This is a genomic window from Agrobacterium sp. Azo12 (genome assembly GCF_029193765.2).
GTDB lineage: Bacteria > Pseudomonadota > Alphaproteobacteria > Rhizobiales > Rhizobiaceae > Agrobacterium.
On the sequence record NZ_JARFYO020000001.1, the window covers coordinates 3,365,011 to 3,391,695 of the forward strand.

General features: G+C 55.6%; 25 protein-coding genes. 5 read left to right on the top strand and 20 right to left on the bottom strand.

What is annotated here, in order from left to right; translation table 11 throughout:
* Positions 1-40: 40 nt before the first annotated feature.
* From PYL13_RS15990 to PYL13_RS16015, 6 genes are read right to left on the bottom strand one after another with little or no spacing between them, the layout of a single operon-like run.
* The gene (locus tag PYL13_RS15990) at positions 41-790 is read right to left on the bottom strand and encodes an ABC transporter ATP-binding protein (RefSeq protein WP_275641964.1); all 750 of its coding nucleotides are present in this window, start codon (positions 788-790) and stop codon (positions 41-43) included.
* Positions 787-1,620: an ABC transporter ATP-binding protein gene (locus PYL13_RS15995; protein WP_275641965.1), complete on the bottom strand. Its 834-nt coding sequence runs from the start codon at positions 1,618-1,620 to the stop codon at positions 787-789. Before PYL13_RS15995 ends, PYL13_RS15990 begins: the two co-directional genes overlap by 4 nt.
* Entirely contained in the window at positions 1,617-2,546 is a 930-nt protein-coding gene (locus PYL13_RS16000) for an ABC transporter permease (protein WP_259142388.1), read from the bottom strand. Before PYL13_RS16000 ends, PYL13_RS15995 begins: the two co-directional genes overlap by 4 nt.
* Entirely contained in the window at positions 2,543-3,601 is a 1,059-nt protein-coding gene (locus PYL13_RS16005) for an ABC transporter permease (RefSeq protein WP_405049369.1), read from the bottom strand. Before PYL13_RS16005 ends, PYL13_RS16000 begins: the two co-directional genes overlap by 4 nt.
* A 28-nt stretch (positions 3,602-3,629) precedes the next feature.
* Entirely contained in the window at positions 3,630-5,270 is a 1,641-nt protein-coding gene (locus tag PYL13_RS16010) for an ABC transporter substrate-binding protein (RefSeq protein ID WP_275641966.1), read from the bottom strand.
* A gap of 31 nt (positions 5,271-5,301) precedes the next feature.
* A complete protein-coding gene (locus tag PYL13_RS16015) occupies positions 5,302-6,363 on the bottom strand; it encodes a dipeptidase (protein WP_275641967.1) in 1,062 nt (353 codons plus the stop codon).
* On the opposite strand from PYL13_RS16015, the gene PYL13_RS16020 reads away from it, so the two are divergent.
* The gene (locus PYL13_RS16020) at positions 6,253-6,573 is read left to right on the top strand and encodes a hypothetical protein (RefSeq protein WP_275642059.1); all 321 of its coding nucleotides are present in this window, start codon (positions 6,253-6,255) and stop codon (positions 6,571-6,573) included. The genes PYL13_RS16015 and PYL13_RS16020 overlap by 111 nt on opposite strands.
* Before the next feature lie 2 nt (positions 6,574-6,575).
* Here the strand turns inward: PYL13_RS16020 and PYL13_RS16025 are convergent, their stop codons facing one another.
* Positions 6,576-7,250 carry a phosphoribosyltransferase gene (locus PYL13_RS16025; protein ID WP_275641968.1) on the bottom strand — a complete coding sequence of 225 codons (675 nt, stop codon included), beginning with the start codon at positions 7,248-7,250 and terminating at the stop codon, positions 6,576-6,578.
* 241 nt (positions 7,251-7,491) lie between these two features.
* On the opposite strand from PYL13_RS16025, the gene PYL13_RS16030 reads away from it, so the two are divergent.
* Positions 7,492-8,664, top strand: coding sequence for a M20 aminoacylase family protein (locus tag PYL13_RS16030; RefSeq protein ID WP_275641969.1), 1,173 nt, complete (start codon positions 7,492-7,494; stop codon positions 8,662-8,664).
* A 62-nt stretch (positions 8,665-8,726) separates the two neighbouring features.
* Here PYL13_RS16030 and PYL13_RS16035 read toward each other — a convergent pair whose 3' ends face one another.
* From PYL13_RS16035 to PYL13_RS16070, 8 genes are all read right to left on the bottom strand, one after another.
* Positions 8,727-10,520: an adenine deaminase gene (locus PYL13_RS16035; RefSeq protein WP_441296648.1), complete on the bottom strand. Its 1,794-nt coding sequence runs from the start codon at positions 10,518-10,520 to the stop codon at positions 8,727-8,729.
* On the bottom strand, positions 10,517-11,446 hold the full coding sequence (locus PYL13_RS16040; protein WP_275641970.1) for a nucleoside hydrolase: 930 nt from the start codon (positions 11,444-11,446) through the stop codon (positions 10,517-10,519). Before PYL13_RS16040 ends, PYL13_RS16035 begins: the two co-directional genes overlap by 4 nt.
* A gap of 1 nt (position 11,447) precedes the next feature.
* On the bottom strand, positions 11,448-12,470 hold the full coding sequence (locus PYL13_RS16045; RefSeq protein WP_275641971.1) for an ABC transporter ATP-binding protein: 1,023 nt from the start codon (positions 12,468-12,470) through the stop codon (positions 11,448-11,450).
* Entirely contained in the window at positions 12,463-13,242 is a 780-nt protein-coding gene (locus tag PYL13_RS16050) for an ABC transporter permease (RefSeq protein WP_250982305.1), read from the bottom strand. The genes PYL13_RS16045 and PYL13_RS16050 overlap by 8 nt, the downstream gene beginning before the upstream one ends.
* Complete coding sequence (locus tag PYL13_RS16055) at positions 13,239-14,066, bottom strand: ABC transporter permease (RefSeq protein ID WP_275641972.1); 828 nt, start codon at positions 14,064-14,066, stop codon at positions 13,239-13,241. Before PYL13_RS16055 ends, PYL13_RS16050 begins: the two co-directional genes overlap by 4 nt.
* A gap of 119 nt (positions 14,067-14,185) precedes the next feature.
* Complete coding sequence (locus tag PYL13_RS16060) at positions 14,186-15,208, bottom strand: ABC transporter substrate-binding protein (RefSeq protein ID WP_250982307.1); 1,023 nt, start codon at positions 15,206-15,208, stop codon at positions 14,186-14,188.
* The gene (locus PYL13_RS16065; RefSeq protein ID WP_250982308.1) at positions 15,205-16,272 is read right to left on the bottom strand and encodes a LacI family DNA-binding transcriptional regulator; all 1,068 of its coding nucleotides are present in this window, start codon (positions 16,270-16,272) and stop codon (positions 15,205-15,207) included. Before PYL13_RS16065 ends, PYL13_RS16060 begins: the two co-directional genes overlap by 4 nt.
* A 120-nt stretch (positions 16,273-16,392) precedes the next feature.
* Positions 16,393-17,307, bottom strand: a complete 915-nt coding sequence (locus PYL13_RS16070) for a LysR family transcriptional regulator (RefSeq protein ID WP_275641973.1) — start codon at positions 17,305-17,307, stop codon at positions 16,393-16,395.
* A 96-nt stretch (positions 17,308-17,403) separates the two neighbouring features.
* Between PYL13_RS16070 and PYL13_RS16075 the strand changes: the two genes are divergently transcribed.
* From PYL13_RS16075 to PYL13_RS16085, 3 genes are all read left to right on the top strand, one after another.
* Positions 17,404-18,591 (top strand): acyl-CoA dehydrogenase, encoded by a 1,188-nt coding sequence (locus tag PYL13_RS16075; protein WP_275641974.1) that lies wholly within the window; start codon positions 17,404-17,406, stop codon positions 18,589-18,591.
* A gap of 325 nt (positions 18,592-18,916) precedes the next feature.
* Positions 18,917-20,353, top strand: a complete 1,437-nt coding sequence (locus tag PYL13_RS16080) for an NAD-dependent succinate-semialdehyde dehydrogenase (protein ID WP_275641975.1) — start codon at positions 18,917-18,919, stop codon at positions 20,351-20,353.
* A 115-nt stretch (positions 20,354-20,468) separates the two neighbouring features.
* A complete protein-coding gene (locus tag PYL13_RS16085) occupies positions 20,469-21,566 on the top strand; it encodes a DNA alkylation repair protein (RefSeq protein WP_275641976.1) in 1,098 nt (365 codons plus the stop codon).
* Between the two features lie 11 nt (positions 21,567-21,577).
* Here the strand turns inward: PYL13_RS16085 and PYL13_RS16090 are convergent, their stop codons facing one another.
* The 5 genes from PYL13_RS16090 to PYL13_RS16110 form a co-directional block, all read right to left on the bottom strand.
* Positions 21,578-22,603, bottom strand: a complete 1,026-nt coding sequence (locus PYL13_RS16090; protein ID WP_275641977.1) for a sulfate/molybdate ABC transporter ATP-binding protein — start codon at positions 22,601-22,603, stop codon at positions 21,578-21,580.
* Positions 22,600-23,493, bottom strand: coding sequence for a sulfate ABC transporter permease subunit CysW (gene cysW, locus PYL13_RS16095; RefSeq protein ID WP_275641978.1), 894 nt, complete (start codon positions 23,491-23,493; stop codon positions 22,600-22,602). The genes PYL13_RS16090 and cysW overlap by 4 nt, the downstream gene beginning before the upstream one ends.
* A gap of 4 nt (positions 23,494-23,497) precedes the next feature.
* Complete coding sequence (cysT, locus tag PYL13_RS16100; protein WP_275641979.1) at positions 23,498-24,319, bottom strand: sulfate ABC transporter permease subunit CysT; 822 nt, start codon at positions 24,317-24,319, stop codon at positions 23,498-23,500.
* Between the two features lie 72 nt (positions 24,320-24,391).
* Entirely contained in the window at positions 24,392-25,378 is a 987-nt protein-coding gene (gene cysP, locus PYL13_RS16105; RefSeq protein ID WP_275641980.1) for a thiosulfate ABC transporter substrate-binding protein CysP, read from the bottom strand.
* A 177-nt stretch (positions 25,379-25,555) separates the two neighbouring features.
* The gene (locus tag PYL13_RS16110; RefSeq protein ID WP_441296649.1) at positions 25,556-26,635 is read right to left on the bottom strand and encodes an enoyl-CoA hydratase/isomerase family protein; all 1,080 of its coding nucleotides are present in this window, start codon (positions 26,633-26,635) and stop codon (positions 25,556-25,558) included.
* Between the last annotated feature and the right edge of the window lie 50 nt (positions 26,636-26,685).

Below are 26,685 nucleotides of genomic sequence, written 5' to 3' on the forward strand. Positions count from 1 at the left end.
ACGCACAGGAATGAGATGGATCGCGAGACAGACGTCTTGCTCAGTTACGGCGGAAACCCTCGCTCGCAACAAGCAGCTTGTGTGTGTAATCGGCAGAAAACTCGCGGGTTTCCAGTGCCTTTGCAGCCAGCATCTCCACAACCTTGCCGCTTTTCATCACCGCCAGGCGTTCACACATATGGCTGATGACGCCAAGGTCGTGGCTGACCATGACGAAGGTCAGCTTGCGCTTCTTGCGTGCCGCCTCCAACAGGTTGAGGATTTCAGCCTGAATGGAAGCATCGAGAGCAGACGTCGGCTCATCCAGCAGCAGGATTTTTGGCTCTACGATCAACGCACGGGCAATGGCAATACGTTGACGCTGGCCACCGGAGAGCTGATGCGAATAACGGAAGCGGAAACCCGCACCGAGACCAACCTCGTCGAGCGCACGCGATATACGCTGCTCGCGATTATCCATGCCGTGAATGACAAGCGGCTCCAACAGCAGAGCATCCACCGTCTGGCGCGGATGCAGCGAACCATAGGGATCCTGAAACACCATCTGCACGTCGCGGTAAAAGCTCTTATCGCGCTTTTTGCCTTTATAGGAGCGTCCGGCAACCGAAAGGCTGCCCTCCTCAAAAGAGGCAAGCCCGGCAATCGCACGCAGCAGCGTGGATTTACCAGAGCCGGATTCACCCACGATGCCGAAGGATTCGCCCTGCGCCACATCAACACTGACCTGATCAAGCGCCACGAAATCATCATAGGCGACCACCATGTCACGAACAGAAAGTACAGCCGTCATAGCGCCCACTCCGGTTTGCGTTCCAGAACCGGCAGCGGATGACGATCATCACCGATCTGCGGAAGACATTTCAAAAGCCCCTGCGTGTAGGGATGTTTGGCCGAGGCAAGGTCTGCGGAAGGCAGTTCTTCAACCACCCGCCCTGCATACATCACGATAACCCGGTCACAGAAGGACGACACCAGTCGCAAATCATGGGACACAAAAATCAGCCCCATGCCACGCTCGGTCACAAGCTTGTCGAGAATGCCAAGCACTTCCAGCTGCACCGTCACATCGAGCGCAGACGTCGGTTCATCGGCAATCAGCAGTTCTGGCCCGCAGACCAGCATCATGGCAATCATGACGCGCTGGCCCATGCCGCCTGAGACTTCATGCGGATAAAGATTGAACACACGTTCCGGGTCACGGATCTGTACCGCTTCCAGCATGTCCAAAGCCCGCTTGCGTGCCTCGGAAGATCCGATGCGCTCATGCGTTTTCAGCGTTTCAACAATCTGGCGACCAATCGTCATGACAGGGTTGAGCGAATATTTCGGGTCCTGCAGGATCATAGCAACACGCTTGCCACGCAACGCCCGCCGTCTGCCGGCGGACATGCCAAGCAAATCCTCGCCCGCAAATTCGAGACGGTCTGCCTCGATTTTCGCGTGTGCCGGTGTCAGGCCCATAATGGCCCTGCCCGTCTGTGATTTGCCGGAGCCGGATTCACCCACGATGCCCAGACGTTCCTTGCCAAGCGTAAACGATACGCCACGCACCGCTTGCACCTCGCCCGTTCGTGTCGGGAAGGTCACTCGCAGGTTTTCAACCGTCAGAAGCGGCGTCATTGTCCAGCCTCCTTCGGGTCAAGCGCATCACGCAGACCATCACCCAGCAGGTTGAAACCAAGGCTGACGACGAGAATGGCGATACCTGGCATTGCGGCAACCCACCACTGGTCGAGAATGAAACGACGCCCGGACGCGATCATCGCACCCCATTCAGGCAGCGGCGGCTGTGCGCCAAGGCCGAGAAAACCGAGACCAGCAGCCGTCAGGATGATGCCGGCCATATCCAGCGTCACACGCACGATCAGCGACGACATGCACAGCGGCATGACGTGCTTCAGCACGATGCGAAGCGGTGAAGCACCCATCAACTGCACAGCGGCAATGAAGTCCGAATTGCGGAAGGTCATGGTCTCTGCACGGGCAATACGCGCGTAAGGAGGCCATGAGGTCAGCGCAATCGCCAGAACCGCATTTTCAATACCCGGTCCCAGAGCCGCAACCAACGCAAGCGCCAGAACCAGCTTTGGAAATGCCAGAAAGATATCGGTAATGCGCATCAGAACCGCATCGACCCAGCCACCGGCATAACCGGAAACCGTACCGATGATCAATCCGACAGGTGCTGCAATGATCGCCACCAGTCCAACGACAAACAGCGTTAGCCGCGAACCGTGGATAAGACGCGACAGGATATCGCGTCCCTGATCGTCAGTGCCAAGCCAGTACCCTGCCGTTCCCGGTGGCATAAGGCGCGCATTGCGCAAATCGCCCTGTACCGGTGAGTGCGGCGCCAGCACATCCGCAAAAATGGCCACCAGAATAAGAGCCAGAATAATACCGAGACCAGCAAGCGCCAGCCGGTTTTCAGAAAACCGGCGCCAGATAATATAGGCACGACCAAGCCGTGCCTGCTTGCGCGAGGTTGGACGGTCTGACAGCAGCCATTCACGGCTATAGGGTTTAAGTGTAGTCAGTGTATTCATCGGCTGCGCGTCCTCGGATCGAGTGTGCGGTACAGCAGGTCGGACAACAGGTTGATACCGACGAAAACGGCACCCACAACGATGGTACCACCCAGCACGGCATTCATGTCCGCATTCTGAAGCGAATTGGTAATATACAGCCCGAGACCGGGCCATGCGAAGATTGTTTCCGTCAGCACCGAGCCTTCCAGCAATCCGGCATAGGACAGTGCAATCACCGTCATCAGCGGCACGGCAGCATTGCGCAGTGCGTGGAACCAGATGATGCGGGCCTCGGAAAGACCTTTGGCGCGAGCTGCCACGACATATTCCTGTGCCAGTTCATTCAGCATGAAGCTGCGCGTCATGCGGCTGATATAGGCAAGAGAGAAATAGCCGAGCAGACCGGACGGCAGAATGATGTGACGGAACAGGTCCCACAAAACATCCCATTGCCCCTGCCATGCGGCATCGAACAGATAAAAGCCGGTAATGGGCGTAAACGTAAATTCGTAAACGATATCAATACGCCCGGGATAGGCTACCCAGTTCAGCTGCGCATAAAATACCAGAAGAGCCAGAAGTCCGAGCCAGAAGATCGGCACAGAATAACCAACAAGTCCAATGATGCGAACGATCTGGTCGATAAAGCTGCCACGTTTGACAGCCGCCAATACACCAAGCGGAATACCGAACACCGCACCGATCAGCGTACCAATCGTGGCAAGCTCCATGGTGGCGGGGAAAACGCGCTTGATGTCCTGCATGACCGGGTTGGTCGTGAGAACGGAGATGCCGAAATCACCCGACAGTGCCTGCCGGATGTAAATGATGAATTGATGCCACAAAGGCAGATTGAGGCCGAGTTGCTCACGCACCCGTTCCACAACATGCGCCGGTGCACGGTCTCCCACGATGGCCAAAGCCGGATCGATAGGCACAACACGACCGATAAAGAAGGTTACGGCCAACAGACCCAAGAAGGTCGTGATGACGGTAAGGGCGAAGCCGAGAACGGCTTTAAGGCGTGCGTTGGCGCGGCTTTTGCCGCGCCTTGCCTTTGGTTTTGAATCCACGATGCTCAAAAGCGTGATCCCTTACGGATCAATCCTTGGAGATCGGGAAAACGAAGTTGGTGTCAAAGCTCGGACCAAGCTTGAAACCCTTCAGTTTGGCGGAATAACCGGCAACTTCTGTCTGCTGGAAAATCACGACAAACGGACCGCTTTCGAGAACTTTCTTCTGCAGGTCTTCGTAAATCGCCGCACGCTTAGCATTGTCTTTTTCCAGAAGCGCAGACTGTGTTTCCTTCGTCAGCTCAGGCACGTCCCAGGCGTTGCGCCAGGCAAGTGTCTTGTTCTTGCCTTCGTCGGAGTTGTCATAGTTGATGGTGAAGGTTTCAGCATTGGAGTTCGGGTCGAAATAGTCCGAGCCCCACTGGCCGATGTAGATGTCGTGCGTGCGTGCACGATACTTGGTCAGTGTCTGCTTGCCGTCACCTGGAATGATTTCCAGCTTGATGCCAGCCTGCGCAAGTGTTTGCTGGACGCTTTCGGCAATGCCGGTTACCGGCTGCGTGTTGCGAACATCCATGGTGACAGTGAAGCCATCAGCAAGACCGGCCTTTGCCAGCAGTTCCTTGGCCTTGGCAACGTCCAGCTTGTATGGGTTCTCGTCGAGTGCACCCAACTGGCCCTTTGGCAGGAATGTCTGGTGGATTTCGCCGATGCCCTTAATCAGGGTTTCGCCAATGGCGTCGTAATCAACGAGGTATTTGAAGGCCTCGATAACTTCAGGCTTCTTCAGGTTCTCGTTTTTCTGGTTGAGGCTGAAGTAATAGACGGTGCCCTTTGGTGCTGAGGTAACCGAGAGGCCTTCCTTCTTGGAAACGGCTTCCATGTCGCCTGGCTCAAGGTTACGGGCAACGTCGATGTCACCATTTTCCAGCGCCAGACGCTGGCCCGAGCTTTCCTTCATGTGACGGTAAACGACACGCTTCAGCTTTGGTGCTTCACCGTAATAGTTGGTGTTGGCTTCCAGAATAACCGCTTCGTTAGCCTTCCAGCCAAGGATCTTGTACGGGCCGGAACCGGCGTAACCGGTCTTCAGGAATTCGTTGCCGAAATCTGTTTCATATTTGTAGTCGTCGGTCGGAGTAACGGCCTTTGCCTTTTCCTCGATCAGCTTTTTGTCGATAACGGACGCAACAGTAGAGGTCAGCACGTTGAGAACGAAGCTCGGTGCATAGGCCTTGTCGACTGTCAGGACGAAGGTTGCATCGTCTGAAGCCTTCGCCTTTTCAGTGACGTTGTCGCCAGTCAGGCCGAACTGCGTCAGCAGGAATGCAGGGGATTTATCAAGCTTGACTGCACGCTCAAACGAGAACGCAACGTCAGCAGCCGTAATCGGGTTGCCGGAAGCAAACTTCAGGCCCGACTTCAGCTTGAACGTATAGGTCATGCCATCGTCAGAGATCGTCCAGCTATCGGCCAGATCGCCAATCACCTTGGACGTATCGTCAATATTGATGGTGACCAGCTTGCTATAGGTGTTACCGGTCACTTCCGCAGCCGACAGCTCGAACGCCTCACCCGGATCGAGCGAAATAATGTCGTCGATTGCGAACCCTTCGACCAGCGTGTCCGCCGGTGTTGCAGCAAACACCTGCGGTGCAAATGCAACCGACAGGGCGAGCACAGCACTGGTGCTGAGAATACGCATGTTTTTATTGAACGACTTAATCATAGTTTCCCCTTTTCTGTGAGTACGACTGCACTCAACCTTTCACTGGCTCATGCCACGCTTGAGCCAGAACCCTAAGCCAGTTTTCCCGGCATATTTTAGCTATATCTTCTTCACCGTATCCCGCGTTTTGAAGCGCGGCAACCAGAATATGGTTGCCACTCGCATCGGAAATTTCTTCCGGAATAGTTGCACCGTCGAAATCAGAACCAAGCGCCACACAATCAATTCCCATGCGCTCAACCATGTAGTCGATATGGCGGATCATGTCGGAAATTGGCGTGTTGCCGTCATTGCGACCGTCGGCACGCAGCATGGTCACGGCATAGTTGAGGCCTGCAAGTCCCTTGCTTTCCTTGATTGCGTCCATCTGCTTGTCGGTCAGGTTGCGGGCGACCGGCGTCAATGCATGCGCATTGGAGTGGCTGGCAATCAATGGCTGTTCGCTGGTCTTTGCTACATCCCAGAAGCCTTGTTCGGTGATGTGCGAAAGATCGATCAGAATACCCAGGCGGTTGCACGCACGCACCAGTTCAAAACCGGCATCGGTCAGTCCAGGTCCGGTATCCGTCGTCATTGGATAGGCGAATGGAACACCATGGCCGAAAATGTTGTGACGGCTCCAAACCGGACCGAGAGAGCGCAGGCCCGCCGCATAAAACACCTCCAACGCATCGAGATCAGCCCCGATCGCCTCACAGCCTTCCATATGCATGACAGCAGCAAACACGCCATCCGCCATCGCCTTGCGAATGTCGGCGGTGCTGCGGCACAGTCTCCAGGCACCGGCCTGGTCGAGCTTCAGGGCAATCGCTGCTTTCTCAAGCGCAATATCGAGAGAGGGGGACCGCTCCAGCGGCGCAGCCAGAGGCGTCTCGTAGTGACCGTTTTCATCCGGCTCTTTCAGAACCAGATCACCCGAGGGTATATAGATCGCACAAAGCCCACCAGCCACACCGCCAGCCTTGCAGCGAGGCGCATCCATGTGCCCCTCTTTGGTACCTTTCATAAACTCGGCAACGGGATCCGCGCCGGTTTTGCTGTTGTGCCACAAGCGAAGCAAAACATCATTGTGACCATCAAAAATCAATTGCATGCAGGAATGTCCGATACGGTTTGGGCGGGCAGCCATAATGGCCGTTTTGTCTGGCAGATGCCGGAATGTCACCGCGCGAGCAGCCTTTACCGGAGGCAACCTCCAAAGGCTCGAATATCTGTCGTATTCAAAGCTAAGAACATATCCTTAAAGAGTGCAAGCCGGATTTTTCATCACGACGCTTTTTTCACCAGTTCCTCAGAGGGGTAAAGTTAAGCCATCCAACCGCCTTGCGTTTTGCCAAGAAGAGGCGTGTGAAACACGCCATAAACCTTCGCCTGCCAATCCGGATCCGAGGAGGAAACCCGGTCACGCCAACGGTCGGATTGCAGCATGGCCGCACCAATCACCACAGGAGCCAATCCACGCGCTGCAAGCAGCGACAAACCGGCAATAATCGATGTTCCGCTGGAGATCACATCATCAACAAGCGCTATTCTTTTCCCCTCCATCAGAGGCAACATGCGCGGGTCTATATAGAGGCGTTTCTGCTGGTCCGGTGTGGTGATGGAGGAAAGCGGCACCGACAATTCGTCCAGGTACCAGAACTTGCGCGATGTCCCGAGCGGCACATACCGTGTGTGGCCAAGCTTACGGGCAACTTCCGAGGCAAGGGTCAGTCCCAGTGTCGGTAAACCAACAATCACATCGGGATCATAGGTTCTAAGCTTCGCGGCAAGGTTTTCCGCCAGCGCATCCAGCACCGCAAAACTGGCCTGATTGACGATCAGCGACGCAAGCGCATGCTGGCCATCGGCAAGCGGACGAATTGGCAGGCAAATCTGCCGTCCATCTTCAAGACTTGCTGGATAAAATCCGCCATGGGGGCCGGAAACATCAAAACTGCCAGCTGCGTGGATTTCCTGCCAGAATTCGTGAGGGAGCATATCGGGTACCTTGCTCTGAGTGCTGGAAAAGGTCAGTCAATTCAGAGGTTGCTGTTCATTTCACTGATTGCCGCGCTTATAAAGCATCAGATCAAAAAGTGTACGCGGTTTTCGGATAATTAGCGCCGCAGAACCAATTCTGATTTGTTTCCAGCCGCTACGGACTATAAGCTTGGCGGACATTTCGACAGACAGGAACCGCCGTTCGTTTCCGGTTCCATTTACCAGCAGGAATACCGCAATGCCCATGCAGGACAGAATATCAAAAGACGTGCCGTTTCTGACTGCACTGCGCCGGGACTTGCATGCCCACCCCGAGCTTGGTTTTGAAGAAGAGCGCACGAGCGATATCGTTGCAAAACTGCTGGAAGAAGCAGGCGTAAAAATCCATCGCGGCTTGGGCAAGACCGGCGTTGTCGGCACGCTGCAGATTGGCAACGGCACCAGAACAATCGGCCTGCGTGCCGACATGGATGCGCTTGCCATGCCGGAAGTGGCAGAGCGGCCGTACAAGTCGACCGTCGCCGGAAAAATGCATGCCTGCGGCCATGATGGACACACCACCATGCTGTTGGGTGCTGCACGTTATCTCGCCGAAACCCGCAATTTTTCAGGCACAGTCCATTTCATTTTCCAGCCAGCCGAAGAAGGTCGTGGCGGTGCGCGCAAAATGCTGGAAGACGGTTTCTTTGATCTGTTTCCATGCGATGCAGTCTACGGCCTGCACAATATGCCGGGACTGGCAACCGATGAAATGGCTGTGGTCGAAGGCCCGCAACTTGCCTCGTCCGACAGCTGGCGCATCACTTTCAAAGGCGTTGGTACCCATGGTGCAAAACCGCATCTGGGCCGCGACCCGGTGACGGCAGCCGGAACGTTTCTGGCCTCTCTGCAAAGCATTGTCGGCCGGGTGGTTGACCCGCTACAGCCAGCTGTCGTTAGCGCATGCTCCGTGCAGGCTGGCAATCCAAAGGCTCTGAATGTCATTCCGGATATCGTTGAAATCGGCGGAACTGCCCGCGCCTACACACCGCATGTGCGAGACCAGCTTGAGGAAGAAATCGGTCGCCTCGCACATGGCACCGCCGCCATGTTCGGCATTGAGGTTTCCTATGAATTTGAACGCCGCATTCCACCTGTCGTGAACGATGCAGACGCAACAAAGCGGGCTTTGTCGGCAGCGCAAACTGTGTTTGGATCAAAAACACAAACCAGCTTCCCACCGTCAACGGCCGGCGATGATTTCTCGTTCTTCTCAGGCAAGGTGCCGGGCTGTTATGTCTGGCTGGGCAATGGTCCAGCCGTGGACGGCGCGCTGCACCACAACACATCCTATGACTTCAACGATGACGCCATCGCCTCGGGCGTGGCCTTCTGGTCGACATTGGTCGAGCAGGAATTGCTGGCCGAATGAAAACTTGACGGTCAACAGACGTCACCCCCGCCCTAAGCGACGGGGGTGACAAGGTTGGTATCTTAGCCGATAACGGCAAGAACAGGGCTTGTCATGACCTTCCCGGTGACGACATCAGCAATGCCCATATCGGTCTGATGTGGACCAACATTGCAGGCAAGCGTTGCACCAAAGCAGGCCTTGAACACCAGATAAGGCGGTTGCCACTCAACAACATTGCCCACAGCTTCGCGAACCTTTTCAAAGGCAGAAGATACCTCGGAAAGTGGCGCCTCAGACACCAATCCTGACAATGGCAACGGCAGCAGCGCCGTCACTTTACCCTTCGACGCAACGGCCATACCACCGCCTGCCTTGATGACCGCATTGGCAGCCAGTGCCATGTCTTCGACGTTGCCACCAAACACCGTGAGGTTGTGGCTGTCATGGGCAACTGTGGTGGCAAATGCACCGTCCCACTCTCCCCACCCGACAAGGAAACCGGTGCGGGGTTTGGCAGTCGCCTTGCCATGACGGTGAACAACCGAAATCATGGTTGTTCCCTCTGGTGGCACGACAAAACCATCAACGACCTCGGCTTCCGTTTCACCCCATTGGGTAAAGCGCGGCCGATCAATGGTCGCAAGACGAACTCTGTTGCCGGCAGATTTCACCCGAAAATCATCGGCAGACAGTTCTTCGACATGCACGGAGCCAAGCAGCGGTTTGCTATCGGCAGCCGACAGAGCCACAGACATCACACCATTTTCGGCAACGGGTACACCGCCTGCAAAAACGTGGCGTGCCCTAAAGTTTTGCAGGTCCTCAAACAGTACCAGATCAGCGCGTCTTCCGGCGGCGATCAGACCAAGGTCAGAGCGACCAAGCCGCATGGCTGCGTTCAGTGTCGCGGCCTTCAGCGCCCAGACTGCTGGCAGACCGTAGTTAACCAGCCGCCGCACAACGTCATCCAGTCCACCACCATTGAGCAGATCATCGGGAAACACGTCGTCGGTGCAGAGTGTCAAGGTTTGCGGCAGGTGGCGCAGCTTGTTCAACGCTTCGACAAATTCCGGCAGCAGGTGATCATGCGAACCGCGAAGCTCAATCGTCAGGCCGGCCCGCAGCTTGGACATCAGATCTTCGGCAGAGGTCAGCTCGTGGTCGGAGGTTACGCCAGCTGTCATGAAGGCATTGAGGTCGGCACCGGCAAGACCGCGCGCATGGCCGCAGATCAGCTTTTCGCTGGCAAGACCTTCCTGCATGATGGCGCTCATGCGCGGGTCCCCATCGATGACACCGCGCATGTTCATCATTTCCGCAACGCCACCAATTTCCGGCCAAAACAACAATTCCGACAGAACGCTGGCGTCGAAATCCGCACCGGCCTGCTCCAGACCCGGAGCGGATGGTACGCAGGATGGTGCAAGCACGATAGTTCTGAGATTGAGGCCTTTGACCGCTTCAACAGCCCAGCGCACGCCATCGACACCATGCACATTGCCGAATTCATGCGGGTCCCAGACGATGCTGGTCACGCCTCGACTGAGAACGGCACCGGCATAAACCGACGGCGTCACCATGGAGCTTTCGATATGCATATGCGTGTCGATCAGGCCCGGTGCGATGAAGGCACCGCTGGCATCGATTACCCGCTCGGCATCCGACCGGCTGCCAGCCTCATGCACACTGGCAATCAGCGAACCAACGAGACCGATATCGGCAGGCCGAAGCTCTTCCGTCACCATATCAACGAGTGTGCCGCCCTCGATAAGAATATCAAACGGCATGTCACCACGGGCCGCCGCCACGGCACGGCTTCGCAGAGCCTCGACGTTCAGATCGTCAGGCTCATGCTGCGGATAATCCGACATCATCGCGCCCCCTCCACAACGAGGGTTTTCAGAATGATGTCACGGGCACGTTCAGCATTGACCTCCGCACCGTAACGGGCGTTGAACACGGCACGACCGGGCCGCGCTTCGAGAACCGTACGTCCACGCGTGAACGTGCCCTGCAGCTCAACGTCAATACGTGCCTTTTGCCATGTCACAAGCTCAGGATAACAAAACGCCACGGCAGCAACCGGATCATAAAGCGCCATCGAGGAGCGACCACGGCTGGTTGCGATACGAATGAAACCACCGAGGAAATCGGCAATCATCTCCGCGTTGCGCCCACCGGCGTTGCGCACCAGATCAACATCCTCAGGGCCCGCGGTGACCTTACGGCAAAGGTCGAGATCCACCATGTGGAATGGCAGCCGGCTGGAAATGACAATCGAAAGGGCTTCGGGGTCCGCAAAGGCATTGAACTCGGCAGATGCCGTGTGATTGCCTGCGGTAACGCCGCCGCCCATCCATGTCAGGTCGATAATTCGCTCGGCAAGATCGGGCCGCGCGAGACAGAGAGCTGCAATATTGGTGAGCGGGCCGAGCGCAAGAATACGCTTTTCCCCTTCGCCATTTTCCAGCCAGTCACACAAGGCGGTAAAAGCCATACCGCGTGGAATGGTCAGCGGTCCAACATCCGGCAGGGTCCGGCCAAGCGTCGGAATGCCCGTTTCACCGAGAATACGCTCGGCAGTTTCCAGCTGGCCGAGCACCGGCAGTTCGCGGCCACTATGGATCGGAAAATCCCAGCCAAATGCCGCAACCGCACCTGCTGCATTCTGGCAGGCCTGTTTGAGTGGCGCATTGCCAAAGACCAGCGACACACCGTCGATTTCAAGACCAGACTGCATCACCACCAGAACGGCGGCAATGTCGTCAAAGCCCATATCGGTATCGATCCAGACGCCCATTTCAGACCTCGTTCAGACGTGCCGCTTTTTCAATCGGCAGGTCAAAATCAAGTTGGTCACCCAGCGCATGCGACGGCAGTGCGGCATCCGTTTCCGCCTTGATCGGGCCAAGCGGCGTATCGAGAAGATATTCACGTGTGTTGCCGGCAAAGGACGTGCCGCGCACGGTACCCCGGAAAGGACCGGAACCGAGGTTTACCATGCGCGGCCGCCAGGCCAGTCCTGCAGCAGCAGGGATCTGGCCAGAAAGAGCCACATTGCCGTTCGGCGTTTTCAACTGGCCATTGTCAAGCGAAAAGACATTTTCGAAGCCAACGAAGTCTGCAACGAAAGAGGATACCGGGGCATTATAGATCTCCTCCGGCGTGCCGATCTGCTCGATGGCACCGCCCTTCATCACGACGATGCGGTCAGCAAGCGCCAGTGCTTCGATCTGGTCGTGGGTAACGAAAATCATCGTTACGCCGGTTTCCTTCTGAACACGCTGAAGTTCAGTGCGCATTTCAAGACGCAGACGTGCATCGAGGTTGGACAGCGGCTCGTCCAGCAGAAGCACTTTCGGCTCCATCACCATCGAACGGGCCAATGCCACACGCTGCTGCTGACCACCGGAAAGTTCTGCCGGCTTGCGCGATGCGAAGTTGGAAAGGCCAACCGACTTCAGACCGGAATTGACCTTGTCTTCCAATTTTTTGCCCGTCATGCCCTTGAGCTTGAGGCCGAAGGCCACATTCTCAAACACCGTCAGGTGTGGGAAAAGTGCGTAGGACTGGAACACCAGACCGACCGCACGCTTGTTGGCAGATACGCGGGTAATGTCGACGCCATCAAGATCAATCCGTCCACCGGCAATCGGCATGAGGCCGGCAACAGCGCGCATGGTCGTGGTCTTGCCACAGCCCGACGGGCCAAGCAGCGCCAGCAATTCGCCCTTGCGGATGTCCAGATTGAGATCCTTGACGGCAATCGAATTACCGTAGGCCAGCGAGAGGTTCTGAAGGGAGAGATATTTTGCGTCAGACATAACGGGAGAACCCCAGGAAACGTTCGGCAAGGAAAACAATGCCGATGGAAAGGAAAGCCAAGAGCGAAGAAAGCGCGGCAACGGACGGATCGAAAACAATTTCCATGTAGCCCAGCATGTCGATGGGCAGGGTGCGCACGCCTGGACCGGACAGGAACAGCGACACAGGCACCTGATTGAAGCTCGTTACGAAACCAAGAATGAAGGCGGACAGGATGCCGCCACGGATGTTGGGCAACACCACCCGGAAGAAAGCGCCAAGCCGCGAGGAGCCAAGCAGAACAGCCGCTTCCTCAATGTCCGAGCGCAGGTTGTTGAGGCTGGCAGACACCACCCGCACCGCATAGGGCAGGATGAGCGCCGTATGCGCCAGAAACAGAGCCAGCGTAATGCCAACGCCAAATGGCACGACAAAGTAACGCAGCAACGCCAGACCAACGATGATGCCCGGCACGATAATCGGCGCGGAAACGATGGTTCTGACCGTCTCGGCAAACGGCAGCTTGTAGCGCGACATGGCGTAAGCTGCGGGAATGCCGAGCACCAGGGCCGTAAACGTGCCGCCAATCGCCAGGAACATCGACATGGCAAAACTTGCCCGGAAGCTCTCAACAGTAAAGACCTTGGCGATCCATTTCAGGGAGAAACCCTGCGGCGGAAAAGCCAGCGTATCACCGGCGGAGAAGGATGCCGCCACAATGATCAGGAACGGCCCGATAAGGAAGCCAAGCACCAACAGGAGCGTAATGGGAATGAAAAGGCGTTGGGTCATTTCTTGTTCCTCGCTGTCGCCAGTCGCTTGAGCAGGATGTTGGCAGCAAAGCTCATGATGATGAGAATGAAGGCGATGACGCTGGCAGATACGAAATTGTTCGAAACCGTAACCTGCTGGTAGAGCAGCGTTTCAAGCATCAGCACCTTGGAACCGCCGAGGATGGCGGGCGTGATATAGGCGGTCAGCGAACCGGTGAAAACCAGCGTACCACCCACCACCAGACCTTCTTTGGTCAGCGGCAGAATGACCTTCCAGAACACCTGGAACCAGTTGGCACCGAGCACGCGGGCAGCAGCAATCGTGTCCTTCGGCATGTTTTCAAGCGCGCTGATCAGCGAAATGATCATCAACGGCAGGAAAAGCTGCAACAGACCGATAAACACGGCCGTTTCACTAAACAGGATACGGATCGGCGCGTCGCTCAAACCGATCGACATCAGCGCCTGATTGACGATACCGGTGCGGCCAAGAATAACGATCCACGCATAGGTACGCGCAACCGGTGAAATCATCAGCGGCAAAACGACCAGATTGACAGCGTGACCCTTGGAGCCAGGCGGCAAGCTGACAATGACAAAAGCCGCCACATAACCGATAACCGCGGACACCAGCGTCACGATAGCGCCCAGTTTAAGGGTGCGCAGAAACACCGTCTGGTTCAACGGTTCTGAGAAGAAGTCGACATAGGCACCCAATGTCCACCCTTGCGGAGTGTGGAAACCCTCCGAAAGCAGCATGAACACCGGCACAAGAAAAACCGCTGCTGCAAAAATCGCTGCCGGCAGAGCAAGCGCCAGAGCTTCAGTCCGGTTCTGAAACATTCAAATCATCCTTCAAACAGTGCACCGTGCACCGCAAAGCGTAGTCAAACCTCGTAAAGAGCGGAGTGCGGTCGGGTTACCCAGAGCCGCACTCCTCAAGCCTTGGGAGGCTATCTGTATTACTGGCCGACCTTGGCGTTCCACTCGGACAACCATGCGTCGCGGTTGTCGAGAGCGACAGCAGACGGAATGAGCTGCAGGCTCTTTGCGGTTTCTTCGCCATAGGTGATGTTGTTGGCAACATCGTCGGAAACCTTGACTTCCTTGTTGGTCGGGCTGTCGACCAGCTTTTCAGCGAGAGCCTTCTGAACGTCTGTGGACAGCCAGAAGTCCATGAACTGCAGCGCCAGGTCTTCGTTCTTGCCATCCTTTGGCAGGATCAGAACGTTCATGCCGCCCGTCTGGCCTTCCTTTGGCGTTGCCCATGCCAGTGGCAGGTCAAGCTTGGTGAAAGGTGCCCAGGAGAACCGACCGATCGGTGCGGCCCAGATTTCTTCCTGCTGCATGAGCTGCACGAGCTGCGAAGACTTCACGTAGAAGGTTACGATCTCGTCCTTCTTTTCACCGAGCGCTTCGATAGCGCCCTTCAGGTCCGGCGTGTCCTTGCCGATGGCCTTGCCGAGCATGTAGAGCGCTGGCGGGCCCTGGTTGGTGGTGACGTTCGGGAAAGCAACGTGATCAACAACGTCATCCTTCAGAAGATCAGCCCAGGAATCGATCTTCATCTTGTCGGTGCGATAAACGATGGATGTGGCGTAGAAGTTGACGCCAACACTCATGCCGTCGCCATTCGGGTCCTTGGCAATGTCGTACAGCTTTTCGATGTTCGGAACCTTGGCGGCATCGATCTTCTGCGTCAGGTCCTTGCGTGTGGCGGAAAGAGCGTCAGCCATCGAAACGATTGCGAGATCAACGACAGGATTTGCCTTGTTGGCTTCCATCTTGGCAAGACGTTCAACGCTGTTGCCGGTTTCAACGACCAGCTTGCAACCACACTTTTCTTCGAATGGTGTGTAGACGAGTTCCTTGAACTCATCCTGGGCAAATGCGTAGACGGAGATCGTCAGCGTCTTGTCCTGCGCCTGTGCGGCACCCATGGTCAGCATCAAGGCTGTGCCCGACGCGAAAAGAATCTTTTTCATGTTATTTGTTCTCCAGCTCTAGAGTTTTTGACGTTCATAAGACGATTGGTCACCGGGCCTGCCGAACCACGAATGACAAGTTCCATCGGCACCTTGGACACCTCCGACGTGACATTTCCCGATATCTGTTTTCCGGCCACATCCTCGTTTTCGATCACGCTGACGAGTGCTGCCACGGCAATTTCTGCAATACGGTCCATATCCATGCGCATTGTGGTCAATGGCGGCGTGACGACAGGACCCCAGATAAGATCATCAAATCCTGCAACGCTGGCCTGCTCGGGCACGTTGATGCCTTCCCGCTGCAATTCCGTCAGGATACGCAGGGCATGCAGATCGGATACAGCCGCAAATGCTGTAAATCCGTTCTGGACCTTCTCCGCCAGTCCGAGACCGCAATCGCCGCCGGCCGTCTGTTCCAACCGTTCGATCCACAACGTCTCCGTCACGCAGCCATTTGGCAAGGCGGAGCGAATGCCACCCAATCGGTCATTCTGCACGTTGGAGTCAGGGTTTTTGCCGACAAGCAGGATTTTGCGATGACCGAGATCGGAAAGGTAATTGCCAAGAGTTGCGCCACCTTCCCAGTGGTCGGCAGAGACCGTATTCCCCGGTGTCGACGGGCTGTCGATAACAGCCACCGGAAAATCCACATCAGCAATGCGGGTGCCACGACGTGGAACAATCACCATGCCATCAACACCCCGCTCGATAAGCCGGTTGATCGCTTCGGTCTGTTTGGAAATTTCGCCGCGGGAGTCGGCAATCAGCACGCCGTAACCGGCATTGCCAGCGGCCTGTTCAATGGCCTGCGCAATTTGCGGGAAAAGGGGATTGGCAATGTCGGGCAGAACAAGCCCAAGAACGCCGCTGCGGCCGGTGCGAAGTGCACGCCCGGCAGAACTTGGCACATAACCCAGTTCATCAGCGGTTTTGCGGATTTTTTCACTCAATTCGGCAGAAACACGGCCCTTGCCCGACAGCGCGTTGGACACCGTCGCAACCGACACACCCAATGCCGTTGCGATCGCGCTCAGATTTGTTCCGGGCCGCAGAGTTGCCATACCAATCAATCGTAGTGATTAAACGTTTAATCAGCATAAGCGAGATGAATTTGCGAGTCGAGTCCCGTTGCCTCAAAAACAAGGGATAACGCGGTAACGCCCTCAAACGACGCTAAAAATTTATAAATTGGCTTGTTGGCGATATTGCTCAACCTGCCCCAACAGCCACTCGCGGAACAGCTTTACCGGCACATGATTGCTGCGCGAAACCGGCGCGACTGCGTAATAGGAACTGGGGCTTCTGACCTGATGCGGGAACGCCTGCACGATCTGCCCGACCTTCAACTCCACCTCGATCAGAAACAATGGCATCAATGCAATACCAAGCCCAGCAATACAGGCCTGTGCAACGCTGGAAAACTGTTCGAAACGCATGCCTTTGGAGGGCGACGTGACAATACCCAAGCTCTGAAGCCAGTGATCCCAGGCGCCAGGCCGTGATGCCATATGCAATAGCGGAAAATCGGCAATATCTTGCGCGGATTTAATGGGATGATCAGCCAGAAACGCAGGGCTGCAGACCGGCGCCACCATTTCCGGCATCAGAAACGTGCTTTCTGCCGCTGGCCAATCCGGCTGACCGATGTGGATCGCCATATCGATCCCTTCCCTCTCGAAATCGAACTGGCCGATACGGGTGGCAAAATTGATGGTGATCTCGGGGTGACTGTCGACGAAATCGGGAATACGCGGCAGCAGCCAACGTGTACCGAATGTCGGCAACATGGCCAAATTTAAAACATTGCCATGCGTTTTAGTCATAAGCTGTAGAGATGCAGCGCGTATTTCACCCAGAGCTGCACCGATCGCCTTGGCATAAGTGCGGCCTTCAGCTGTCAGCGAAACACCGCGTGCACCACGCTCAAACAATCGTACACCAAGCTGCTCTTCCAGCGACATAACCTGCCGACTAATAGCACCCTGCGTGAGTGACAACTCATCGGCGGCCAATGAAAAGCTACCAAGCCGCGCCACGGAATCGAAGGCGGCAAGCGCACTGGAAGACGGCAGTAATTTGCGGCTGAGCGTTGTCATGCATCATTACTATATGGAATAGGAAAATGAGTAAACATTGCTTGCCTGCGACGGCACAATACCCAATTATCCCTGGCATAAACAGGAGACGTGATTGTGAGCGAGCGTGTTGCATTCAACTGGCAGGACCCCTTCCTGCTCGAAGACCAACTGACTGAAGACGAGCGGATGATCCGCGATACGGCAGCGGCGTTTGCCGAAGCCGAACTTCTGCCTCGCATACAGGAAGCCTATCTCACCGAGACATCCGAGCCGGAATTGTTCCGCCTGATGGGCCAGACCGGCCTGCTGGGTGTGACTTTGCCTGAGAAATACGGCGCCGCAGAAGCAAGTTACGTTGCCTATGGTCTCGTTGCACGCGAAGTCGAACGTATCGACAGCGGCTATCGCTCGATGATGAGCGTGCAGTCTTCGCTGGTCATTTATCCAATCTTTGCCTACGGCTCGGACGAACAAAAAGACAAATACCTGCCAGGCCTCGTGTCCGGCGAACTGATCGGCTGCTTTGGTCTGACGGAACCGGATGCAGGCTCCGATCCCGGCGGCATGAAAACCCGCGCCGAAAAGATCGAAGGCGGTTATCGTCTGCGTGGCGCCAAGACCTGGATTTCCAACGCACCGATCGCAGATGTTTTTGTGGTCTGGGCAAAGTCTGAAGCACACAACAATGAAATCCGTGGCTTCGTGCTGGAAAAAGGCATGAAGGGTCTTTCCGCTCCGAAGATCGGCGGAAAACTGTCCCTACGTGCATCCATAACAGGTGAAATCGTCATGGACGGCGTTGAAGTTGGCGAAGATGCGTTACTGCCAAACGTCTCCGGCCTCAAGGGCCCGTTTGGTTGCCTCAACCGCGCCCGCTACGGCATTTCCTGGGGCGTGCTGGGTGCAGCGGAAGATTGCTGGGTCCGCGCCCGTCAATATGGCCTCGACCGCAAGCAGTTCGGCAAGCCGCTGGCTGGCATGCAGCTTTACCAGAAGAAACTGGCCGACATGCAGACGGAAATCACCCTTGGTCTGCAGGCCTCCTTGCGGGTTGGCCGTCTTCTGGATGAACACAAGATGGCACCGGAAATGATTTCCATCGTCAAGCGCAACAATTGCGGCAAGGCACTGGATGTGGCGCGCCAGGCCCGTGACATGCACGGCGGCAACGGCATTCAAATTGAATACCATGTCATGCGCCATGCGCAGAACCTGGAAACCGTCAACACCTATGAGGGCACCCACGACGTGCATGCGCTGATCCTTGGACGTGCGCAGACCGGCATTCAGGCATTCTTCTAATCCTTAAAAGCCATCACCTGCAAAAAACCGGCATCCAAGAAGGTGCCGGTTTTTTCATTGCTGAACATGGTTTGAAACGCACCAATTGCGCCCATCAGCATCTAAAACGACGTTTCAGTTCAATAAATTTGAACGCAAATCATATTGCAATGCAGCAGACGAAACCCAATATGTCAGGTGTCCGGTCTCCCATCCTATAACGGCACAAAGATTTTACAACGCTCTGTCAGCCAGTTTCACGTCTATGGTTTTGTAACCACCGGACAAGTCCTGGAATTGGTCTCCCCCTGGCGCGCTGATATACACCAAATCACAAAGGTTTGACATGTACACTTATCCAGACATCCAGCTTTTCATCAACGGCGAATGGCGCAATGCCATCAACGGTGAGACGATTGCCGTCAGCGACCCCGCCACCGACGAAATCATTGGCAAGATTGCCCACGCCACCAAGCCTGATCTCGATCTGGCGCTTGTCGCGGCGGACGAAGGTTTCAAAGTCTGGCGTGATACCTCGCCTTATGATCGCTCCAAGATCATGCGTCGCGCTGCCGACATTCTGCGCGAACGCAAGGATTACATTGCCTGGATCATGACCCGCGAACAGGGCAAACCGCTGGCACAGTCTGCCATGGAAGTGGTGGGCGCGGCCGACACCATCGACTGGTTTGCCGAAGAAGCCCGCAGAACCTACGGCCAGGTCATTCCCTCACGCGCCACTGGGGTTTCGCAGCTTGCCATCAAGCTGCCGGTCGGCCCGGTTGCCGCCTTCACACCGTGGAACTTCCCGATCAACCAGATCGTCCGCAAGCTGTCCGCTGCCCTGTCCACTGGATGTTCGATCATCGTCAAGGCACCAGAGGAAACCCCGGCATCACCGGCCGAACTGATCCGCGCCTTTGCTGATGCCGGCGTTCCGGCTGGCGTTATCAACCTCGTTTATGGTGTTCCTGCCGAAATTTCCGAATACCTCATTCCGCATCCGGTTATCCGCAAGATTTCGTTTACCGGTTCGACACCAATCGGCAAACACCTTGCCGCCTTGGCTGGCAAGCACATGAAGCGCGCCACCATGGAACTGGGCGGTCACGCACCGGTTATGATCTTTGATGACGCCGACATCGAAAAGGCAATTGCTGTTACCTCCCTGTCGAAGTATCGCAATGCCGGACAGGTCTGTGTTTCTCCGACCCGCTTCCTGGTTCAGGAGGGTGTGGCCGATCGTTTCCTTGAAGGCTTCGTGGAAGCTGCCAAGGCCGTCAAGGTTGGCAATGGCCTTGAAAGCGATGTCACCATGGGCCCGCTGGCCAATGAACGCCGCATTCCGGCCATCGAAGCACTGATCAACGATGCTGTTTCGCATGGCGCCGAGTTGAAGACCGGTGGCAACCGCATCGGCAACCGCGGCAACTTCTTCGAGCCAACGGTTCTGGCCAATGTACCAACCCACGCCAAGATCATGAATGATGAGCCGTTCGGCCCGGTCGCTATCATCAACAAGTTCTCGAAGTTCGAGGACGCGGTGACGGAAGCAAACCGCCTGCCCTTCGGTCTTGCCTCTTACGCCTTCACCGGTTCTGCCAAGACAGCCCACGACCTCGGTCGCCAAGTGGAAGCAGGCATGCTGACCATCAACCACAATGGTCTGGCCCTGCCGGAAGTGCCGTTTGGTGGCATCAAGGACAGTGGTTACGGCACGGAAGGTGGCTCTGAAGCCACACAGGCTTATCTCGAAACCCGCTTCATCAGCCAGATGAGCTGATACAGCACTGCTTTTCGAGGAGACCCGGCGCCATAAACGCCGGGTTTCTTTTATCGATTGCCTCACTATCGTTTTACGATTAAGGAACAAAAAGAGAACAATCGGATCGCAGAAAATGGCGCAAGAACCCCAGCCCGCCCTAAAGGAAATATTCAATCGCGACCGCCTGCGGCACCTTGCGTCAATTACCAAGGCAGCACACGCACCGTTTGATGAAGCGGCTTTCATGCACCATGCCATGTTGGGACTTGATGATCTCGGCATCATGCAACGCATGCGGCAAGTTGCCGTTGCCTGGCACGCCGTTTTGCCCGGCGATTACAACCGTAATATCGAAATTCTCACGGCTCTTGCGCCCCATATCAACCATGGTTTCACCTCGATCAGCCTTGCAGAATATGTGGCGCTTTATGGTCAGGACCATTTCGAACAGTCGATGCAGGCGCTGCAATATTTCACACGTTTCGGCTCATCGGAATTTGCAATCCGGCATTTTCTGGCAAAGGACATGTCGCGCACATTGGATGTTATGAAGACATGGGCATTTGATGAAAACGAGCATGTGCGTCGGCTGAGTTCGGAAGGTTGCCGTCCGCGCTTGCCATGGTCTTTCCAGTTAAAGGCATTGGTAGACGACCCCGCCCCGGTCATGCCTATTCTGGAGAAGCTGAGAAGCGATCCGTCTCTTTATGTCCGCAAATCCGTGGCCAACCATCTCAATGACATCACCAAGGATAATCCGGCCTTCGTTTTACAGAAGGTGGCGACATGGCCCACGGATAATCAGCACACCACATGGATCATTCGCCAGGCGCTGCGAACCCTGATCAAGAAAGGCGACAACTCGGCTCTCGCCATCCTTGGTGTGAAGGGCAAGGCAGACGTCGAGATTGAAAGCTTTCAGGTATCACCCGACAACATCTCCCTTGGAGAGAATGTGCGAATTACCGCTGCGATCAAGGCGACCGGTGCGGAGCGGCAAAAGCTGGTGGTGGACTATGCCCTGCATTACGTCAAAAAAACTGGCAGCACGGCGCCCAAGGTTTTCAAGTGGAAGGAACTGCATCTGGAACCTGGCGAGCGTGTCGAACTTGGCATCAACCGCGCTATCAAAGACTTTACGACCCGGATACATTATCCGGGCCGCCATCAGGTCGATCTGCTGATCAATGGTGAAATCAAGGCGCAGGGCGAATTTACCCTCACCTCATAACACCCTTGGCTTTAGCTTGCTGGAAAAATCCGGGCCCGTCGCACGACCACATATCCGGTTTCACCGGCTTCAACGCCGTTTTCCGGGGGCACATCGAATTCCAGAATATCCCCGGCTTCTGTGCTGGCAATCACCCGTCGTTCACCGGCCCGGTCCAGCACCCGGATAACCTTGGCAGGCAACCCGTCGTGGAGATGTTCCCAATCCAGATCGACTGGACGAACGAAGATATCGACCTTGCCGTCACCGGAATGATAGGCAAAGGGCAATTCCATCTCGCCGACAAACACCTTGCCGTTTCTGGCAACGCCGGAGATACGATTGGCATCGCCCAGAAAGCGCATGACGAACGGCGACACCGGATTGCGGCAAACCTCTTTAGACGTGCCCTGCTGCTCGATCTTTCCGTCTTTCAGAATGACGACACGGTCGGCCAGATCGAGCGCTTCCTCCTGATCATGCGTCACGAAAATCGTGGTGATACCAAGCTCCTCATGAATTTCGCGCAACCAGCGGCGCAGATCACGGCGCACATTGGCGTCGAGAGCACCAAAAGGCTCATCCAGCAGCAACACTTTTGGATCAACCGAAAGCGCGCGTGCCAGAGCAACACGCTGACGCTGGCCGCCGGAAATCTGCGCCGGAAACCGATCACCCAGACCGTCCAGCTTGACCAGCCGCAACAGCTCGTCAACGCGTGCAGCAATCTCTGCCTTGTCACGTTTGACGCGCGACACCTTCATGCCAAAAGCAATGTTTTCATTGAGCGTCATGTGTGGAAACAGCGCATAATGCTGGAACACAAAACCGACACCGCGATCTCTCACCGGAATATTGGTCGCGTCCTCATCCCCAAACATGATGCGGCCGCCATCGGCATATTCAAGCCCCGCCACCATGCGCAGGATCGTCGTTTTGCCAGAACCGGAAGGACCAAGCAGTGCAAGCAGTTCGCCGCTTTCGATATCCAGAGACACATCATGCACGGCACGGAATGTATCGAAGGTTTTCACCACATTTTCGAGGCGGATTTTCATGCATGTGTCTCCGTAGATGCAGCACTGGCACCATTTTCAGCCTTGCGGCCACGCCCGGCGCCGCGTCGTTCCAGCATGACCTTGGCAATGATGGTGACCACCGCCAGGAAAGCCAGAATGGAGGCGGACGCGAAGGCGCCCGCCGTCTGATAGTCATGATAAAGCAGCTCGATATGCAGCGGCAGCGTATTGGTTTGCCCGCGAATATTGCCCGATACCACTGACACCGCGCCGAATTCGCCCATCACACGCGCGTTGCAGAGCACAACGCCATACAGCAAAGCCCATTTGATATTCGGCAATGTGACCGAGAAGAATGTCCGCCAGCCGGAAGCACCCAGCGAGGTTGCCGCCTCTTCCAGATCACGGCCCTGCGCCTGCATCAGCGGAATGAGCTCACGCGCCACAAAGGGTGCCGTCACGAACATCGACGCAATCACGATGCCCGGAAGGGCAAACAGGATCTTGATGTCGTAGGCATCCAGCAACGGCCCAAACAGCCCCTGCAGACCATAGACAAATAGATAGGCCACACCCGCAACAATTGGCGAGATCGAAAAAGGTATTTCAATGACCACCAGAAGCAGCCTGCGACCGGGAAAATCAAACTTGGTGATTGCCCATGCCGCCGCAATACCGAACACCGTATTGATCGGAACCGCAATCAGCGCCGTAATCACCGTCAGGAAAATCGCGTGGCGTGTATCCGGATGAATTATCGTCGCGGAATAGGCTTTCAAGCCAGCCGAAAAAGCCTCAACACCAATGATAACAAGTGGCGCAACCACCAGCAGGAAACCGATGATCAACACAAAGGCAATCAAGGAGCGGCGAACAAGCGGTGTATCACCGACGCGTGGCGGTTTGCGATGAGAAGAGATTGCACTCATGGCTTCAACTCCTCACCGTATAACGCAAGGCACGAGCCTGTAGCAGGTTGGTCACCGCCAGCATCAGGAATGCCGTCAACAACAGCACCGATGCAATCGCTGCGGCGGCCTGATAGTCATATTCCTCAAGCCGGATGAAAACGAGCAACGAGGTGATTTCAGTCTCAAATGGCTGGTTGCCAGCGATGAAAATAATCGCACCGAACTCACCCAGACTGCGGGCAAAGGACAGCGACAGACCGGCCAGAATGGCGGGTGTGAGCAATGGCAGAATGACTTTGCGAAAGATTTCCCAGTCGGACCCACCAAGCGATTGTGCCGCCTCTTCGAGCGCTGGGTCGAGATCTTCCAGCACCGGCTGCACCGTGCGCACGATAAAAGGCAGGCTGGTAAAGGCCATCGCAATCATGATGCCGATCGGCGTGTAGGCAACCTTGATACCGACCATGGCCAGAACGGAACCAAACCAGCCATTGCCGGCAAACAGGGCGGTCAGCGCGATACCGGCAACGGCGGTCGGCAAGGCAAAGGGCAGATCGACAATCGCATCGACAAAACGCCAGCCAGGAAAACGGTAGCGGGTCAGCACCCAAGCCAGCGCCAATCCAAACACCAAGTTGAAACACGTGGCCGCCAAAGCGCACAAAACCGTAACGCGGTAGCTTGCAACCGCACGCGGCGACGACACGATGTTCCAGTATTCAACAGGCCCAAGGCTGGCGGCCTTGAACACCAGCGCCGCCAGCGGCAGCAAAACGATAACGCCAACGTAAAAAAGGGTTACGCCGAGTGAGAGGCTTAACCCCGGCAAGACATTGCGTTTCAAACGGCATCCCCCAAACAAATTGACCCGGCAGGTTTGCCCTGCCGGGTTAAATCCGTATTCAGTTCGATTTTATCAACGGTTGCCGTAAAGCTTGTCAAGAACGGCGCCGGACGCAAAATGCTCCTTTTGCACCTTATCCCAACCACCGAAAACATCGTCCACGGTCACCAAACGAATTGCTGGGAACTGATCCTTGAATTCTGCAGCGACCTTTTCGTTGTTGACGCGGTGGCCGAATTCAGCGGCGATTTTCTGGCCTTCTTCGGTGTATAGGAAGTCGAGGTAGGATTTTGCCAGTTCACGCGAGCCGCGCTTGTCAACGACCTTGTCGACGACAGCAACCGGGAATTCTGCAAGCAGGCTGACCGACGGCACCACGCTTTCGAACTTGTCGGTGCCATATTGCTTGGCAATGCCACGGGTTTCAGCTTCAAACGTGATGATCACGTCACCGATTTCACGCTCAACGAAGGTGGTGGTGGCAGCGCGGCCTCCGGTGTCAAAAACCGGAACGTTCTCAAAGATTTTCTTGACGAAACCTTCAACCTTCGCCTCGTCGCCCTTAAACACTTCCTTGGCATATGCGGTGGCGGCCAGATAGGTGTAGCGGGCATTGCCGGAGGTTTTCGGGTTTGGGAAAACAATCTTCACATCATCGCGGGCCAGATCGTCCCAGTCCTTGATATTCTTCGGGTTACCGGCGCGAACGAGGAAAGACGGGAAGGAATAAAATGGCGAAGCGTTGTTCGGAAAGTCTTTCTGCCAGTCAGCAGAGACAAAACCCTGCTTCACCAGAAAATCGATATCCGTTACCTGATTGAACGTCACAACGTCTGCTTCCAGACCTTCGACAATGGCGCGCGCCTGCTTGGATGTACCGGCATGTGACTGGTCAACCGTTACGCCCGGATGCGCCTTGATGAAGGCTTCATTTTCGGCAGCAAAGACTTCACGCGCAACGTCATAGGATGCGTTGAGCAGCGTTTTCGGCGTTTCGGCAAAAGCCTGACCGGAGAAGAGAACAGCAAGTGCTGAACCGAGAATGAGAAGGCGCTTCATTGAATTCCCCACAAATGAACTGCCGATGAAACTATAGATAGCAGACAGCTCATGCGAGGAATCCCCCTCCAACACCTCTCGGGAAAGGAGAATTTTACGCCAAATGAATTGGCGGAATGCGATTAATATTCCCTCACAGGCAAATAGTAGGAAGTATTGCCTAAAGCTTTTGCGAGTTTATAGCCTGTGGCTGGCAAAAACCGGGTGGGGATTTTGGCCGAAATACCGTGCGACATCTTCATCTGTGACATCACTGAGCATAGCCGGTTGCCACTGGGGATTGCGGTCCTTGTCGATGATCGCCGCCCTCACACCCTCGTAAAAATCATGGCCCTTCAAAACCTCTAATCCAGCCGCGAATTCACGCTCCAGACATTCGATCAGACCGGAACTGTCACGGGCCAGCCGCAACATACGCAAGGTGATTTTCAGGCTGGTTGGTGACCTCTTCTGCAGGGTCTGTAGTATAGATTGCGAAAAAGCATTATCCCTGGTCTTCAATGTGGCAATGATCTCATCAACCGTATCATGGCTAAACACGGCATCGATAAGCTCTCGACCAGTTTCAAACATCCCCGGTGCTGGCGGCGTTGAAAATTGCGCAAACAGCATCTCAATGCCCTTATGCACATGCGATGGAGCCAGTGCAGAAATTGCAGTGGTCAACTCCTCCAGTCGCTCTGATGGAACGTGCACATCCGCAAGTCCTGCAAATACCGCATCCGCGGCATTGACCTCATTGCCGGTCAAACCCATCCATGTGCCAATTTCCCCGGGCGCCTTTGGCAAAAGCCAACTGACCCCGACATCCGGAAAATAACCGATCCCGGTTTCGGGCATCGCAAGACGTGTCGTCTCCGTCACCACACGGAACGCACCGTGGGCGGAAAGCCCGACGCCACCTCCCATGACGATGCCATCCATTAGGGCGATGTAGGGTTTGGGATAATGTGCGATAGTATAGTTGAGCGGAAATTCCTCCCGCCAAAAACGGCTGACATCCGGATCGTTTGCCTTGCCAAGATCATGGATAATGCGGATGTCTCCGCCGGCGCAAAAAGCCCGCCCGCCCTCACCGGCAACAATGACACTGGCAATCTCAGGGTCATCGGAGAAGGTGGCCAATGCCTCCCTCATGTGATGCACCATGTTCAGGTTCAGACTGTTCAGTGCGCGCGGCCGGTTAAGCCGGATAATCCCGCAGTAACCTTTACGCTCGACCATGAGGTCATTGTCGGGACCGGTCATGTCATTCATCTGATCACCTAAAATTGAATGCCAGGAAACGCTGTTCGGTTTTCATTGTG